Below are 13,064 nucleotides of genomic sequence, written 5' to 3' on the forward strand. Positions count from 1 at the left end.
TTGATGGATTGGTTAAAGCCTGCTGAACCACATGATTTTACGGGGGATTGAAAGAAAGGTCTTGCAACGCCTGCGCCGGCTTCCCCCGGAAGACCGTTACATCCCTTCGCAATCAGCGCGCAACGCGGCGCCGGTCCCGTTCCCGCGGGCCCTAGACGCAGCCGAGCCGATAATGCGGCGGCGGCGGCAGGACGATTTCGATCGGGTCGCCGGCGCGCACGTCGCCGCCGGCCTCCACCACCGCCATGATGCCGGCCTTGCGCACCAGCCCGCCGGCGGCGTCGCGCTCCAGCACGGCGGCCATCAGGCCGCGCTGGTAGCGGTCCAATTGGGCGCACGGATTGCGCAGGCCGGTGATGCGCACGATGGCCTGGCCGCCCAGGTACAACAGGCTGTCGCGCGGCAGGTCCAGCAGGTCGATGCCGCGCGTGGTGATGTTCTCGCCCAGGGTGCCCTCGGCGACGTTGAAACCGGCCTGCTGCAGCGCGTCGTGCAGCTCGCCATGGATCAGGTGCACCTGCCGCAGATTGGGCTGGCCGGGATCGGCGCGCACGCGGGAACGGTGCCGCACCGTCACGCCCTGGTGCGCGTCGCCCGCCACGCCCAGGCCGGCCACCAGGGTGATGGCCTCGCGCACGGGCTTGCTGAACGTATGGCCGGGGCTGCTGCACACGGCGGTCACGATGGCTGTCATGGGGCCCCCTCGTACGGATGAACGCAACGGCCGGTGCGCCGCCCCCACATGGTAGCCGCTTGCGCGGCCGACCGGGCCGGATACCATCCCCCCGCTGTGCGGCGCCGCATAGAGAAAATGAATGGGACAGCGGAATCGCCCACGCTCACAATATTGCGACTATTTCGCGTCGCGCCCGCCGCCCGGCGAGGCGCCCAGGCAACCATGCCCCCGACCTTGCCGCCGAGGACAGCGATGGACGCCAAACCAGCCGCCGCGGCCGCCGCGCAAACCGAAGACCGGCTGCTGCACGTGCTCTACGGCACCTTGAACGATGACACGCAATGGCAGCAAGTGCTGGCGGCGCTGTGCCGCCGCTTCGCCACGCGCGCCGCCGCCCTGGCCCACTACGATTTCGATGCCGGCGCCGGCCGCATTCTCTACCAGGCGCCGGCCGATGGCCCGCTGCAGGCCATCTACGACCAGGGCCGCCCGCTCAACCCCTGGTTCCTGTCCAAGGCGCCCTACCTGCCCGGGCGCATCCTGGACAGCCCGGAACTGATCGCGCCCGAGGACTTCCTGCAGACGGATTTCTACCGCGAGATCCTGCGGCCGCACGGCCTGTTCCATCGCCTGTGCGGGGTGCTGGCGCGCCAGCGCAACCATGTCTGGTATCTGGTCCTGCATCGCCGCAAGGAGCAGATGCCGTTCGACAGCGCCGACCGCGCGCGCCTGCGCACGCTGATGCCGCACCTGATGACGGTATTCGAGGTGCGCACGCGCTGCGCCGCGCAGGTCCGGCTGGCCGGCCTGCTCGCGCGCATCGTCCAGGCCTACCTGCCGCCGGTGCTGGTGCTGGATCGCGATGGCGCCGTGCTGCACGGCGAAATCGCGGCGGACGCCCTGCCGGCGCAACTGCGGCTGGTCGATGGCCGGCTGGCCACCCGCGATGCCGCGCTGCAAAAGGCGCTACGCGACCGCATCCGCCGTATGGCCGAGGCCGCGCAGGCCGGCAAGCCTGGCCGCGCCAGCCTGGCGCTGGACGAGGCCGATGGCGCCGCCCCCATCCAGCTGACCTTGTGCGCACTCGGCCAGGACACCAATGCCCAGGGCGGCCAGGCCGGCGCCCTGGTCGGCCTGCTGATCAGCGATCCAGGCCAGGACGCCCGCCAGGCCATGCGCCGGTTCGCCGATCATTTCGCGCTCAGTCCGGCCGAGGAAAAGGTCAGCGCCCTGATCCTGCAAGGCATGACCCCGGCGCGGGTGGCGCGCTCGCTGCACATCTCCGAGCACACCGTGCGCAGCCATCTCAAGCAGATCTTCCGCAAGACCAACACCCACCGCCAGGCCGAGCTGATGAGCCTGCGCGAGCGCGCCGACTACTGAAACCGGGGACGCGCGCCTCACCCAGGCAGGGGAGCGCCGCTGCCTCGCTCAGGCGATCTGTAATTCCCTCGCGCAAAGGCTGTGCCCTGCCCGGCGTGTCCCTAACATGGCAGGAAACCGGCCACGATGCACGCGCCGGCCGCGCCCGTCCGCGGGCGACCACCAGGAGACAAGGCCATGGCACAAACCGCATTTCATGTCGAATTCAACAAGGCGCCGGAAGACCAGGCGACCAAGACCCACAACCGCTGGCACCCGGATATTCCCATGGTCGAATGGTTCAATCCGGGCGACGAGTTCCGCGTCGAATGCTACGACTGGACCGGCGGGCAGATCAGCAACGACGACAGCGCCAACGACGTGCGCGACGTCGACCTCACGCGCGTGCACTACCTGAGCGGGCCGTTCGGGGTCAAGGGCGCCGAGCCGGGCGACCTGCTGGTGGTCGACCTGCTGGATGTCGGCGCGCTGCCGGAGTCGGCCTGGGGCTTTACCGGCATTTTCGCGCGCGAGAACGGCGGCGGCTTCCTGTGCGAGCACTTCCCCGACGCGCGCAAGGCGTGCTGGGACTTCCATGGCATCTACACCACCTCGCGCCACGTGCCCAACGTGCGCTGGCCGGGCATCATCCATCCGGGGCTGATCGGCTGCCTGCCCGACCGGGCGTTGCTGGAGCGCGCCAACAAGCGCGAGGCGGCGCTGCTGGCGACCGACCCGAACCGCGTGCCGCCGCTGCTGGCGCCGCCCTATGCCGACACCGCGCTGATGGGCCAGATGAACGGCGAGGCCGCCCGCAAGGCCGGCGCCGAGGCGTGGCGCACGGTGCCGCCGCGCGAACACGGCGGCAACTGCGACATCAAGAACCTGTCGCGCGGCTCGCGCGTGTACTTCCCGGTGTACGTCAAGGGCGGCGGCCTGTCGATGGGCGACATCCACTGGTCGCAAGGCGACGGCGAGATCACGTTCTGCGGCGCCATCGAAATGGCGGGCTTTCTCGATATACGGGTCGACCTGATCAAGGACGGCATCAACAAGTACGGCATCGTCAACCCGATATTCAAGCCCAGCCCGATCGAGCCGCACTTCGCCGAATACCTCGTGTTCGAGGGCATCTCGGTCGACGAGCATACCGGCGAGCAGTACTACCTGGACGCCCACGTGGCGTACCGGCGCGCCTGCCTGAACGCCATCGAATACCTGAAGAAGTTCGGCTACACCGGCGAGCAGGCCTACATCATCCTGGGCACGGCCCCGGTCGAAGGCCGCATCAGCGGCATCGTCGACATCCCCAACGCATGCTGCACGCTGGCCATTCCGACCGAGATCTTCGATTTCGACATCCGGCCCAACGCGGCAGGCCCGTCGGCCAAGGTGGGCAAGGCCAAGGTCGCCGTCACCAGCTGAGGCGCATGACGCACGGCGCGCGCGCGGCCCTGCCGCGGCGCGCGCGAAGGAGCCCTTCATGTTGCTCGGATTGACACTACTGTATGTCGGCGCGGTGCTGTTCCTCAACGGCCTGTGGCTGCTCGAGAAGATCGGCGACAAGGAGATCTGGATCATCAATATTTTCTCGGGCGCCCTGACCTTGCTGGTGTCGCTGCGCCTGGCCTTCGGCGAGGACGCCACGCCGCTGTCGGTACGCGCCGCCGCGCTGACGCTGCTGTTCACCTTCACGTATATCTGGGTGGCGCTGAACCGCTACAACGGCGCGGACGGCCGCGGACTGGGCTGGTACAGCCTGTTCGTGGCGCTCACCGCCGTACCGGTGGCGCTGCAGACGCTGGCCGGCGCCACCACGCTGTGGGGATACTGGCTGGGCCTGAACTGGGTGGCCTGGGCGGTGCTGTGGTTCATGTTCTTCCTGCTGCTGGTCAAGAAGCGGCCCATTGCCCGCGCCACCGGCATCCTGACCGTGCTCGAGGGCATCGTGACCGGATGGATTCCCGGCTTCCTGCTGCTCAACGGCATGCTGGCCTGACACCCTATCGAGGAGATCCGCCATGCCCCTGTACGACTACGCATGCCCGCAATGCGGCCCGTTTCGCGCCTGGCGCGCCCTGCGCGAGGCCGGCGGGCCGCTGGCCTGCCCGCAATGCGGCGAGCACGCGCCCAAGGCGGTCACCGCGCCGTTCCTGGCCGACATGAATCCGGCCGTGCGCCAGGCGCATGCGCGCAACGAGAAAAGCGCGCACGAGCCGACGGTGGCCAGCCGCCCGGCGCCAGGGCACGACCACGGACACGGGCATGGCCACGCGCCGGTGCCGGCCGGGCTGGGCCCGGGTCCGTGGGTGGTCTCGCCGCACCGGTCCATGGTCGGCCATCACTGAACGCCGCCCGCGCCGCGGCCTGGAGCAGCAAACATGGCCAAGATACTTTGCGTCCTGTACGACGACCCGGTCGGCGGCATGCCGGCCACCTATGCGCGCGACAGCCTGCCGGCAATCGCGCGCTACCCCGGCGGCGCCACGCTGCCCACGCCGTTGGCGCTCGACTTCACGCCGGGCCATCTGCTGGGCTGCGTGTCGGGCGAACTGGGCCTGCGCCCTTTCCTGCAGGCGCGCGGCCACACCCTGGTGGTGACTGCGGACAAGGACGGCCCGGGCAGCGTGTTCGAGCGCGAACTGCCCGACGCCGACGTGGTGATCTCGCAGCCGTTCTGGCCAGCCTACCTGACCGCGGCGCGCATCGCCAAGGCCCCGCGCCTGAAGCTGGCCATCACGGCCGGCATAGGCTCGGACCACGTCGACCTGCAGGCCGCCGCGCAACATGGCCTGACCGTCGCCGAGGTGACCTACAGCAACAGCATCAGCGTCTCCGAGCATGTGGTGATGATGGTCCTGGCGCTGGTGCGCAATTACCTGCCCTCGTACCAATGCGTGCTCGACGGCGGCTGGAACATCGCCGATTGCGTGGCGCGCTCGTATGACCTGGAAGGCATGCAGGTGGGCGTGGTGGGCGCGGGCCGCATCGGCAGCGCGGTGCTGCGGCGGCTCAAGCCATTCGACGTGGGGCTGCACTACACCGACCAGCACCGGTTGCCGGCCGCCACCGAACAGGAACTGGGCGCCCGGTACCATCCCGACGCGGCCGCGCTGGCCGGCGCGTGCGACGTGATCTCCCTGCATTGCCCGCTGCACCCGGGCACCGAGCACCTGTTCGACGCCGCCATGCTGGCGCGCATGAAGCGCGGCGCCTATCTCATCAACACCGCGCGCGGCAAGATCTGCGATCGCGACGCGGTGGTCCAGGCCCTGGCCAGCGGCCAGTTGGCCGGCTACGCGGGCGACGTGTGGTTCCCGCAACCGGCCCCTCGTGACCATCCCTGGCGCAGCATGCCGCACCATGGCATGACCCCACATATCTCGGGCAGCTCGCTGCCGGCGCAGGCCCGCTACGCCGCCGGCACCCGCGAAATTCTCGAATGCTGGCTGGACGGCCGGGCGATCCGCACCGAATACCTGATCGTCGACCAGGGCCGGCTGGCCGGCGCGGGCGCGCATGCCTACACGCCGGGCGACACCACCGCCGGCTCCGAGGACGCCGCCCGGTTCCATCCATAACCCCATCGGACGCCGCGCCGGACCGCCGGGCAACGGGTATATTGGGAATATCCGTCTTTCCGAGACTGCGATCATGCTCAACGGTTCCTGCCTGTGCGGCCGGGTGGCCTACACCGTCGACGGCCCGCTGGCCGATGTGGTCAATTGCCATTGCGCCATGTGCCGCAAGGCCCATGGCGCCGCGTTCCGCACGCGTGCCACGGTGCGGGCCGAGCATTTCGCCTTTGTCCGTGGCGAAGGCGACATCACCTGGTACAGTTCCTCGCCGGGCAGCTACCGCGGTTTCTGCAGCGCCTGCGGCACCCCGCTGCTCAGCCGCTTCGACCAGACGCCCGATGTCTACGCGCTGCCCCTGGGCGCGCTGGACGACGACCCCGGCGTCAAGGCGGCCTGCCACGTCTACGTCGCCCACAAGGCGCCGTGGCACGACATCACCGATGACCTCCCGCGGCATCCCGAGGGCCGCCCCGGGCACTGAATAACGCTGCGCGGGGGCTGGTCATTATTTGACAACCGCGCTACAATAAGTGATTGATTTTTCCGCAAAAGCCGTCGGATTTGCCTTGGCGCAGATCGTTTTCGCCGGCTTTCCTGGGTGCCCAGCCTGTCCTCCCGACAGGGGCGTCGCCCGTCCGCTTCTTCCGGCGACACCCGTATCGCTGCGACCAAGCCGCGCCCCCGAGCGCACACAGCCCTAGCGGCGTGAGTACCTGCCTATCGTGCCCCTGCCGGGGCTTCTCGTGGCCCGTACCCGTGCCAGTCGGACCGGCCTGCGCCGCCCGCGCGGGGGCCTTACGCATATGGCGCCCCCCGGCGCCCGCCTTTGACGAGGAGTACCTGATGGCGAAAGAAGAACTGATCGAACTGAATGGCATCGTGGACGAAGTGCTGCCCGACAGCCGCTATCGCGTCAAGCTGGACAACGGCATCGAAGTCGGCGCCTACGCGTCGGGCCGCATGCGCAAGCACCGCATCCGCATCCTGGCCGGCGACCGCGTGACGCTGGAAATGTCCCCCTACGACCTGACCAAGGGCCGTATCAACTTCCGCCACAAGGACGAGCGCTCGGGCCCGCCCAGCCGTCCGCCGCAGCACCGCCGCTGATTTCCCGCGGGCCGTTGCATACCGGCCCGCCTGCCGTCGTGCAGCGAAGCGCCAGACATGAAAAAATGGCGCCATGACGGACAAGCATGAAACCCTGCGAGAAGCCGCCGACCGGCTGAACAGCGCCCGGCGCGCGTTCGGCCTCGGCGAGGACGGCCTGCGCCTGCTGCGCCGCTCGCGCGAGGCGTTCATCAACAGCCTGCGCAACACCGGCCTCACCTACGCCCAGGCCCAGGTCAAGTACGACAACTGCCTGGACGAGCAGCAGCAATTGCACCAGCAGGCCATCCACGAACTGCAATACGCCGAACGCCTGCACCGCCAGTTGCTGGCCGAGCTGGAGCAGACCGCCTGAGCGGCCCTGCCCGCGCCTAGGGCTTGAACGCCCCGATGAAGATGGCCGGATCGACGCGCGCGTCGTTCAGGCTGATGTTCCAGTGCAGATGCGGCCCCGTGGCGCGCCCGGTGGCGCCCACCTTGCCCACCACCCCGCCGCGCGGCACCTCGTCGCCCACCTTCACGTCGATCTCCGACATGTGGCAGAACATGCTGATGAAGCCCTGCCCGTGGTCGACGAACACCGTCTTGCCGTTGAAGAAGTAATCGCCCACCAGCACGACGCGCCCGGCCGCCGGCGCCTTGATCGGCGTGCCCGCGGCGGCGGCGAAATCCAGCCCGGAATGCGGGTTGCGCTCCTGGCCGTTGAAAAAGCGCCGCAGGCCGAACGGGCTGGACAGCCGGCCCGGCACCGGCCGGTCCAGCAGCACGTTGCTGGGCGTGACGCCGGCCCGGAAGATGCGATAGGCCTGCGTCTGCTCGGCCAGCTCGCGCTCGATGCGCTTGAGGTCGTCCGGATTGGGCGTGACCTGGCGCTGGTTCTTCAGCTTGATGTGCTGGGCCGTGTACGTCTTGGCGCCGATGTCGAACGCGATGCTGCGGGCCGCGCCGCCGGGGCTGCGCACCGAGATCGCCTCGCTGCCGGGCCTGGCCGCCAGCGGAATGCCGACCACGGCGATCCACGGGCCGTCGGCTTCGCGCAGCACCATGACGGGACGGCCGCGGTACGTGACCTCCGGCGCCTGGGCGGCCTGCCCCAGGTCCACCACGGCCACCCCGCCGGGCACCGGCGCGCTCAGCTTGCGGCTGATGTAGCCCTGTGCCTGCGCGCCCTGGGCGGCCAGCAGGGCCAGCGCCAGCCAGGCGCCGCGCCACAGGCGGGCGGCCGCGCTCACAGGCACAGGTTGGCGGCGTCGACCAGCTGCTGGCCGCTTTGCGGCAGGCGGGTCGACAGGCTTGCGTCGGTCTTGCCCTGCCAGGTGGTGGTGGTCAGCACCGCATCCACGCCCAGGCTGCCGCGCGACACCAGCTCATAGCCGTTGCGGATCTCGCGCTGCTCGACCGGCACGCCCAGCCCCTTCCAGGCCGCGCTGACGCAGGCCGCGTACTCCTGGGCGGAACGCTGGGGCGAGCCGTAGAAGGCCGGCTCGCGGTCACGGATATCCTTCACATTGGCGCAACCGGCCAGCGCCAGGCCCAGGGCCAGCAGTGCAAAACGGGCTTTCATCGAGGCTTCTTCCTGAAAATCTGAAAAACGGCGCGCCCACTATAGCGCACGCCTCATTGCCGGGCGGCGGGCTGGCGCAGCGCCGACTTGGGCCGGAACGCCTTGATCACGGCCGGATCGGTTTCGGCGTACGGCCCGCCGATCAGGTCGATGCAATAGGGCACGGCGGCGAACACGCCCGCCGCCAGCACGGCGCCGTCGGCGTCCTTCAAGCCTTCCAGCGTTTCGCGGATCGCCTTGGGCTGGCCGGGCAGATTGATGATCAGCGCGGCATGACCGGCCGTCTCGCGGATCACCGCCACCTGGCGCGACAGGATGGCGGTGGGCACGAAGCGCAGGCTGATCTGGCGCATCTGCTCGCCGAACCCGGGCATCTCCTTGGTGGCCACGGCCAGGGTCGCTTCCGGCGTGCAGTCGCGCCGCGCCGGGCCGGTGCCGCCGGTGGTCAGCACCAGGTCGCAGCCGCAGCCGTCCACCAGGTCGACCAGCGCGGCCGAAATGGCGGCGGGTTCGTCGGGGATCAGGCGCTCGACGGCCTGCCAGGGCGAAGTCAGGGCCGTGCCCAGCCAGTCGCGCAGCGACGGCAGGCCCTGGTCCTGGTAGACACCGGTGGAAGCGCGATCGGAAATCGACACCAGGCCGATGAGCAGTTCGTCGGGATGGCGGCGGACAAGCGGGGCCGAAGGGGAGGTAGGCGTGGACATGGCGGGCATCGCGGGCGGCGGCGGGGGAACGGAACGGGCCGCGCGGGCCGGGCCGCCGCAGGCCGGCCCCGGGACGGCCGCGCCGGAGGATCTCTCGCGGCATTCTAACGCGCCGCGCGGCGCGCCCGGGGCGGGTCACAAATCTGCAATAATTCCGCCACACGACACCCCTCTCCTGGCTCCCATGCTCCACCTTTTCTCCGGCCTAGACCTCTGGGTAGGTCTCAGCCTCGTCCTGGCGTTGACATTCGTTCTCGCCTTCGAATTCATCAATGGCTTTCACGACACCGCCAACGCGGTGGCCACGGTCATCTACACCAAGGCCATGCCGCCGCACCTGGCCGTCATTCTCTCCGGCATCTTCAACTTCCTCGGCGTGCTGCTGGGCGGGGTGGGCGTGGCCTACGCCATCGTGCACCTGCTGCCGGTCGAACTGCTGATCAACGTCGATACCGGGCGCGGCCTGGCCATGGTCTTCGCCATGCTGTCGGCGGCCATCGCCTGGAACCTGGGCACCTGGTATTTCGGCATCCCGGCCTCCAGCTCGCACACCCTGATCGGCTCCATCCTGGGCGTGGGCATGGCCAATGCCCTGCTGACCGACATCTCGCTGGCCGAAGGCGTGAACTGGGGCAAGGCGATCGATATCGGCCTGTCGCTGGTGGTCTCGCCGGTGGCCGGCTTCATGGTGGCCGGCGGCATCCTGCTGCTGCTCAAGCGCTGGCTGCCGCTGTCGAAAATGCACAAGACGCCCGAGCAGCGCCGCGCCATCGACGCCAAGAAGCACCCGCCCTTCTGGAACCGCCTGGTGCTGGTCCTGTCGGCCATGGGCGTCAGCTTCGTGCACGGCTCCAACGACGGCCAGAAAGGCATCGGGCTGATCATGCTGGTGTTGATCGGCATCGTGCCCGCCAAGTTCGTGCTCGACGTCAACAGCACCACCTACCAGATCGACCGCACCCGCGATGCCGCCAGCCACCTGAGCGCGTTCTACCACCGCAACGAAGCCACGCTGGGCGAGTTCCTGGCCCTGTCGCGCGGCGGCAACGGCGCCGACCTGCCCAAGACGTTCCGCTGCGATCCCAAGCTGACCATGCCCACCATCGCCGCCCTGCAGGACGACCTGCGCGGCGTGACCAACTACGCCGACCTCTCGGCCGACAAGCGCATCGATGTGCGGCGCTACCTGCTGTGCCTGGACGACACGGCCAAGAAGGTCGCGCGGCTGGAAGGCCTGCCGGCGCGCGAGCGCGCCGACCTGCAGCGATTGCGCGGCGATCTCACCGCCACCACCGAATACGCGCCGCTGTGGGTCATCGTGGCGGTGGCGCTGGCGCTGGGCATCGGCACCATGGTGGGCTGGCGCCGCGTGGTGCTGACCGTGGGCGAGAAAATCGGCAAGCAGGGCATGACCTACGCCCAGGGCATGGCGGCCCAGGTCACCGCGGTCGGCGCCATCGGCCTGGCCAATGTGTTCAGCCTGCCGGTCTCGACCACCCACGTGCTGTCGTCCGGCGTGGCCGGCACCATGGTCGCCAACAACAGCGGCCTGCAGGGCGGCACCGTGCGCACCATCCTGATGGCCTGGGTGCTGACGCTGCCGGCCTCGATGCTGCTGTCGGCCGGCCTGTTCTGGGTGGGCACGCTGCTCGCCGCGTAGGCGGCGCGCGCCCGGGCCGCCTACAGGCCCAGCGCCAGCAGCAGGCCGTAACCGGCCAGTCCCAGGATCACCGCCGCGCCGCTGTTGCCCACCAGCCGGGCGGCCACGGCGGTGACCACCAGGCCGCCTATGTAGGCGCCGCGCCCGTCCACGGCCTGCGCGCCGACCAGGTCGGGCACGATCACCGCCGCGGCGATGCCGGCCAGCAGCGACGGCCCCAGCGCCGCGAGCGCCGAACCCTCTTCCGACAGGCGCCGCAACAGGCGGCTGCGCGTCGACAGCATGAACGGCAGCGCGCGCGTGAGATAAGTGATCACCGCCATGGCGGCCACCGCCGCCCAGAAACCGATGCTCTCGCCTGTCATGCGCGCCGCTCCGGACGATGGCACAGGCAGCCCGCGGCGGCCCCGGCCAGGATGGCCAGCGTGGTCTGGCCGGCCGCCGCCAGCGCGCCGCCCACCGCCAGCGCGGCCAGCACCGGCCGCCGCATGCCGGGCTGCATGCTCTGGCACACCAGCGCCAGGAACAGCGCCGGCAGCGCAAAACGCATGACCTGCGACAGCACCGGGTAATGGCGCTCCAGCCCTTCGCCCGCATAGACGCCGACCGCGGTGCCGGCGATCCAGGTCGCCCAGGCGCCCAGGCCCAGCGCGGTGATCCAGCGCCCGCGGCTGGCCGGTTCGACCGCGCCGATGCGGTTGAAGGCCGTGGCGAACACCTCGTCGGTCAGCAGGAAGGCGATCCTCAGCCGCTCGCGCAGGGACTCGGGCAGGAAACGCGCCAGCAAGGGGCCGTACAGCAGGTGGCGCGCATTGAGCAGCGAGCACAGCGCCACGACCCACAGCCAGGGCGTGCCGGCCTTGATCGAGGCCAGCAGCAGGAACTGGCTGGCGCCCGCGTAGACGAACACCGAAATCAGGATGACCTGCAAGGGCTGCAGGCCGGCGGCCAGCCCCGCAATGCCGAAGGCCACGGCCACCGGGAAGTAGCCGATCATGACGGGGACGCAGGCCTTCAGGCCGGCGGAAACGGGCGCGCCCGGCGGGCCGGGCGCGTCAATGGGCTTGCTGCGCATGGCATGGGTAGCAAGAGAGTGACGGATTGACGATTGTACGCAGGCCTATGCCGGCGGCTCGCCCAGCGCGCGCAGCCGCGCCTTCAACTGGCGCACTTCCTGGCACAGGTCGAGGATCAGCGCGGCGGCATCCAGCCCGGCGCCCATGTCGCGCTCCAGGCGGCGCGCCTCGCGGGCGCGCCGCAGGTCCAGACTGTAGAAGCGCCATTCGGCAGGCTGGCGGCCACGCGCCGGCACGATGCCGACCTCGACCAGGCGCGCCACCCACTCGACTTCCGCGTCGCAGGCATGGGCCAGTTCCTCGGCGCTCAATGCGCGCGTCTTGCCGATCACGGTCGCCTGGGTCACCACGATTTTGCTCATCTTCAGACTCCCAAATTGCGGCGCGGATCGAACGCCAGGTCTTGCGCCATCTTGCGGTACGCCTCGCGCGCGGCCTCGGAATCGGCCGGCGGCAGCACCAGGTCCAGCACCAGGTACAGATCGCCGGGCGGGTCGCCCGGAATGCCGCGGCCGCGCAGCCGCAGCTTGCGGCCATTGCGCGAGCCGGGCGGCACCGCGACCTCGACCGCGCCGCCCGGCGTGGGGGCCTCGACCTGCGCGCCCAGCGCCGCCTCCCAGGGCGCCACCGGCAGGTTCATGTAGAGATCGCGGCCCTCGGCGCGGTAGCGCGGATGCGGCTTGAAGCGCACCTCCAGGTACAGGTCGCCGTTCTCGGCGCCGCCGTAGCCGGGCATGCCCTGCCCGGCCAGGCGGATGTACTGGCCCTCGCGCACGCCGGCCGGGATGCGCACGCTCAGCGTGCGCGTGCGCACCTGCGGCTGGCCGTGCTCGTCGGGCTGCATGGAACGCAGGCTGATGTCGCGCGTGGCGCCGCGCAGCGCGTCTTCGAGATCGACCTCGATGGCGGCGTGGTGGTCTTCGCCGCGCGCGCGGAAATCCTGCTGCGCGGCGCGGCGGCGCGCCTGGCCGCCGAACAGCGACGAGAAGAAATCGCTGAACTGCTGGTCGCCCTCGCCATCGCGCGCGTAGTGGAACTCGAAGCCCTGGTCCCAGCCTGGCGGCGGCTGGAATCCGCCGTCGGGCGCCACGCCGGCGGCCAGGTTGTCGTAGGCCTGCCGCTTTTCCTGGTTGCCCAGCACGTCGTAGGCTTCGTTGACGTCGCGCATGCGCGTTTCCGCGTCGCTTTCCTTGCTGACGTCAGGATGGTATTTGCGCGCCAGCTTGCGATAGGCGCGCCGGATCTCGTCTTCGGGGGCGTCGCTCTGTACGCCGAGAATCTTGTAGTAGTCCTTGAACTCCATATTCCGGCCTCGTAGGGGATGGGGCGGCCGGGTA

General features: G+C 69.8%; 17 protein-coding genes. 9 read left to right on the forward strand and 8 right to left on the reverse strand.

Annotated elements, in window-relative coordinates:
• Positions 1 to 151: 151 nt before the first annotated feature.
• The gene (locus EL288_RS17105) at positions 152 to 694 is read right to left on the reverse strand and encodes an MOSC domain-containing protein (protein WP_003809508.1); all 543 of its coding nucleotides are present in this window, start codon (positions 692 to 694) and stop codon (positions 152 to 154) included.
• 234 nt (positions 695 to 928) lie between these two features.
• Between EL288_RS17105 and EL288_RS17110 the strand changes: the two genes are divergently transcribed.
• From EL288_RS17110 to EL288_RS17145, 8 genes are all read left to right on the forward strand, one after another.
• Positions 929 to 2,059, forward strand: coding sequence for a helix-turn-helix transcriptional regulator (locus EL288_RS17110; RefSeq protein ID WP_033459182.1), 1,131 nt, complete (start codon positions 929 to 931; stop codon positions 2,057 to 2,059).
• 177 nt (positions 2,060 to 2,236) lie between these two features.
• Entirely contained in the window at positions 2,237 to 3,463 is a 1,227-nt protein-coding gene (gene fmdA / locus EL288_RS17115; RefSeq protein ID WP_003809505.1) for a formamidase, read from the forward strand.
• A 58-nt stretch (positions 3,464 to 3,521) separates the two neighbouring features.
• Positions 3,522 to 4,037: an AmiS/UreI family transporter gene (locus EL288_RS17120; protein ID WP_003809503.1), complete on the forward strand. Its 516-nt coding sequence runs from the start codon at positions 3,522 to 3,524 to the stop codon at positions 4,035 to 4,037.
• A gap of 22 nt (positions 4,038 to 4,059) precedes the next feature.
• Positions 4,060 to 4,386: an FmdB family zinc ribbon protein gene (locus EL288_RS17125; protein WP_003809492.1), complete on the forward strand. Its 327-nt coding sequence runs from the start codon at positions 4,060 to 4,062 to the stop codon at positions 4,384 to 4,386.
• Positions 4,387 to 4,419: 33 nt separating this feature from the next.
• On the forward strand, positions 4,420 to 5,619 hold the full coding sequence (locus tag EL288_RS17130; protein WP_003809490.1) for an NAD-dependent formate dehydrogenase: 1,200 nt from the start codon (positions 4,420 to 4,422) through the stop codon (positions 5,617 to 5,619).
• Between the two features lie 73 nt (positions 5,620 to 5,692).
• Positions 5,693 to 6,097 carry a GFA family protein gene (locus EL288_RS17135; RefSeq protein ID WP_003809487.1) on the forward strand — a complete coding sequence of 135 codons (405 nt, stop codon included), beginning with the start codon at positions 5,693 to 5,695 and terminating at the stop codon, positions 6,095 to 6,097.
• A gap of 362 nt (positions 6,098 to 6,459) precedes the next feature.
• On the forward strand, positions 6,460 to 6,723 hold the full coding sequence (gene infA / locus EL288_RS17140) for a translation initiation factor IF-1 (RefSeq protein ID WP_003809486.1): 264 nt from the start codon (positions 6,460 to 6,462) through the stop codon (positions 6,721 to 6,723).
• Between the two features lie 73 nt (positions 6,724 to 6,796).
• Positions 6,797 to 7,078 (forward strand): hypothetical protein, encoded by a 282-nt coding sequence (locus EL288_RS17145; RefSeq protein WP_003809483.1) that lies wholly within the window; start codon positions 6,797 to 6,799, stop codon positions 7,076 to 7,078.
• Positions 7,079 to 7,094: 16 nt separating this feature from the next.
• Here EL288_RS17145 and EL288_RS17150 read toward each other — a convergent pair whose 3' ends face one another.
• Genes EL288_RS17150 through mog form a run of 3 tightly spaced genes read right to left on the reverse strand, consistent with a single transcriptional unit; the run spans position 7,095 to position 8,991 of the window.
• Positions 7,095 to 7,955, reverse strand: coding sequence for a M23 family metallopeptidase (locus EL288_RS17150; protein ID WP_003809481.1), 861 nt, complete (start codon positions 7,953 to 7,955; stop codon positions 7,095 to 7,097).
• On the reverse strand, positions 7,952 to 8,287 hold the full coding sequence (locus EL288_RS17155; protein WP_003809479.1) for a hypothetical protein: 336 nt from the start codon (positions 8,285 to 8,287) through the stop codon (positions 7,952 to 7,954). The genes EL288_RS17150 and EL288_RS17155 overlap by 4 nt, the downstream gene beginning before the upstream one ends.
• Before the next feature lie 53 nt (positions 8,288 to 8,340).
• Complete coding sequence (gene mog, locus EL288_RS17160) at positions 8,341 to 8,991, reverse strand: molybdopterin adenylyltransferase (RefSeq protein ID WP_010926148.1); 651 nt, start codon at positions 8,989 to 8,991, stop codon at positions 8,341 to 8,343.
• Between the two features lie 184 nt (positions 8,992 to 9,175).
• Between mog and EL288_RS17165 the strand changes: the two genes are divergently transcribed.
• On the forward strand, positions 9,176 to 10,651 hold the full coding sequence (locus EL288_RS17165) for an inorganic phosphate transporter (RefSeq protein ID WP_003809474.1): 1,476 nt from the start codon (positions 9,176 to 9,178) through the stop codon (positions 10,649 to 10,651).
• Positions 10,652 to 10,671: 20 nt separating this feature from the next.
• Here the strand turns inward: EL288_RS17165 and EL288_RS17170 are convergent, their stop codons facing one another.
• Genes EL288_RS17170 through EL288_RS17185 form a run of 4 tightly spaced genes read right to left on the reverse strand, consistent with a single transcriptional unit; the run spans position 10,672 to position 13,030 of the window.
• Entirely contained in the window at positions 10,672 to 11,016 is a 345-nt protein-coding gene (locus tag EL288_RS17170) for an AzlD domain-containing protein (RefSeq protein ID WP_003809472.1), read from the reverse strand.
• Entirely contained in the window at positions 11,013 to 11,726 is a 714-nt protein-coding gene (locus tag EL288_RS17175; protein ID WP_003809469.1) for an AzlC family ABC transporter permease, read from the reverse strand. The genes EL288_RS17170 and EL288_RS17175 overlap by 4 nt, the downstream gene beginning before the upstream one ends.
• Positions 11,727 to 11,771: 45 nt before the next feature.
• Entirely contained in the window at positions 11,772 to 12,089 is a 318-nt protein-coding gene (locus tag EL288_RS17180; protein ID WP_003809467.1) for a chaperone modulator CbpM, read from the reverse strand.
• A 2-nt stretch (positions 12,090 to 12,091) separates the two neighbouring features.
• Entirely contained in the window at positions 12,092 to 13,030 is a 939-nt protein-coding gene (locus EL288_RS17185) for a DnaJ C-terminal domain-containing protein (RefSeq protein ID WP_010930139.1), read from the reverse strand.
• Between the last annotated feature and the right edge of the window lie 34 nt (positions 13,031 to 13,064).

This window comes from Bordetella bronchiseptica, assembly GCF_900636925.1.
Lineage (GTDB): Bacteria > Pseudomonadota > Gammaproteobacteria > Burkholderiales > Burkholderiaceae_B > Bordetella > Bordetella pertussis.

Coding starts and splice junctions, on each gene's coding strand:
- EL288_RS17105 (WP_003809508.1), bottom strand. CDS start 694: ATGACAGCCATCGTGACCGCCGTGTGCAGCAGCCCCGGCCATACGTTC.
- EL288_RS17110 (WP_033459182.1), top strand. CDS start 929: ATGGACGCCAAACCAGCCGCCGCGGCCGCCGCGCAAACCGAAGACCGG.
- fmdA (WP_003809505.1), top strand. CDS start 2,237: ATGGCACAAACCGCATTTCATGTCGAATTCAACAAGGCGCCGGAAGAC.
- EL288_RS17120 (WP_003809503.1), top strand. CDS start 3,522: ATGTTGCTCGGATTGACACTACTGTATGTCGGCGCGGTGCTGTTCCTC.
- EL288_RS17125 (WP_003809492.1), top strand. CDS start 4,060: ATGCCCCTGTACGACTACGCATGCCCGCAATGCGGCCCGTTTCGCGCC.
- EL288_RS17130 (WP_003809490.1), top strand. CDS start 4,420: ATGGCCAAGATACTTTGCGTCCTGTACGACGACCCGGTCGGCGGCATG.
- EL288_RS17135 (WP_003809487.1), top strand. CDS start 5,693: ATGCTCAACGGTTCCTGCCTGTGCGGCCGGGTGGCCTACACCGTCGAC.
- infA (WP_003809486.1), top strand. CDS start 6,460: ATGGCGAAAGAAGAACTGATCGAACTGAATGGCATCGTGGACGAAGTG.
- EL288_RS17145 (WP_003809483.1), top strand. CDS start 6,797: ATGACGGACAAGCATGAAACCCTGCGAGAAGCCGCCGACCGGCTGAAC.
- EL288_RS17155 (WP_003809479.1), bottom strand. CDS start 8,287: ATGAAAGCCCGTTTTGCACTGCTGGCCCTGGGCCTGGCGCTGGCCGGT.
- mog (WP_010926148.1), bottom strand. CDS start 8,991: ATGTCCACGCCTACCTCCCCTTCGGCCCCGCTTGTCCGCCGCCATCCC.
- EL288_RS17165 (WP_003809474.1), top strand. CDS start 9,176: ATGCTCCACCTTTTCTCCGGCCTAGACCTCTGGGTAGGTCTCAGCCTC.
- EL288_RS17170 (WP_003809472.1), bottom strand. CDS start 11,016: ATGACAGGCGAGAGCATCGGTTTCTGGGCGGCGGTGGCCGCCATGGCG.
- EL288_RS17175 (WP_003809469.1), bottom strand. CDS start 11,726: ATGCGCAGCAAGCCCATTGACGCGCCCGGCCCGCCGGGCGCGCCCGTT.
- EL288_RS17180 (WP_003809467.1), bottom strand. CDS start 12,089: ATGAGCAAAATCGTGGTGACCCAGGCGACCGTGATCGGCAAGACGCGC.
- EL288_RS17185 (WP_010930139.1), bottom strand. CDS start 13,030: ATGGAGTTCAAGGACTACTACAAGATTCTCGGCGTACAGAGCGACGCC.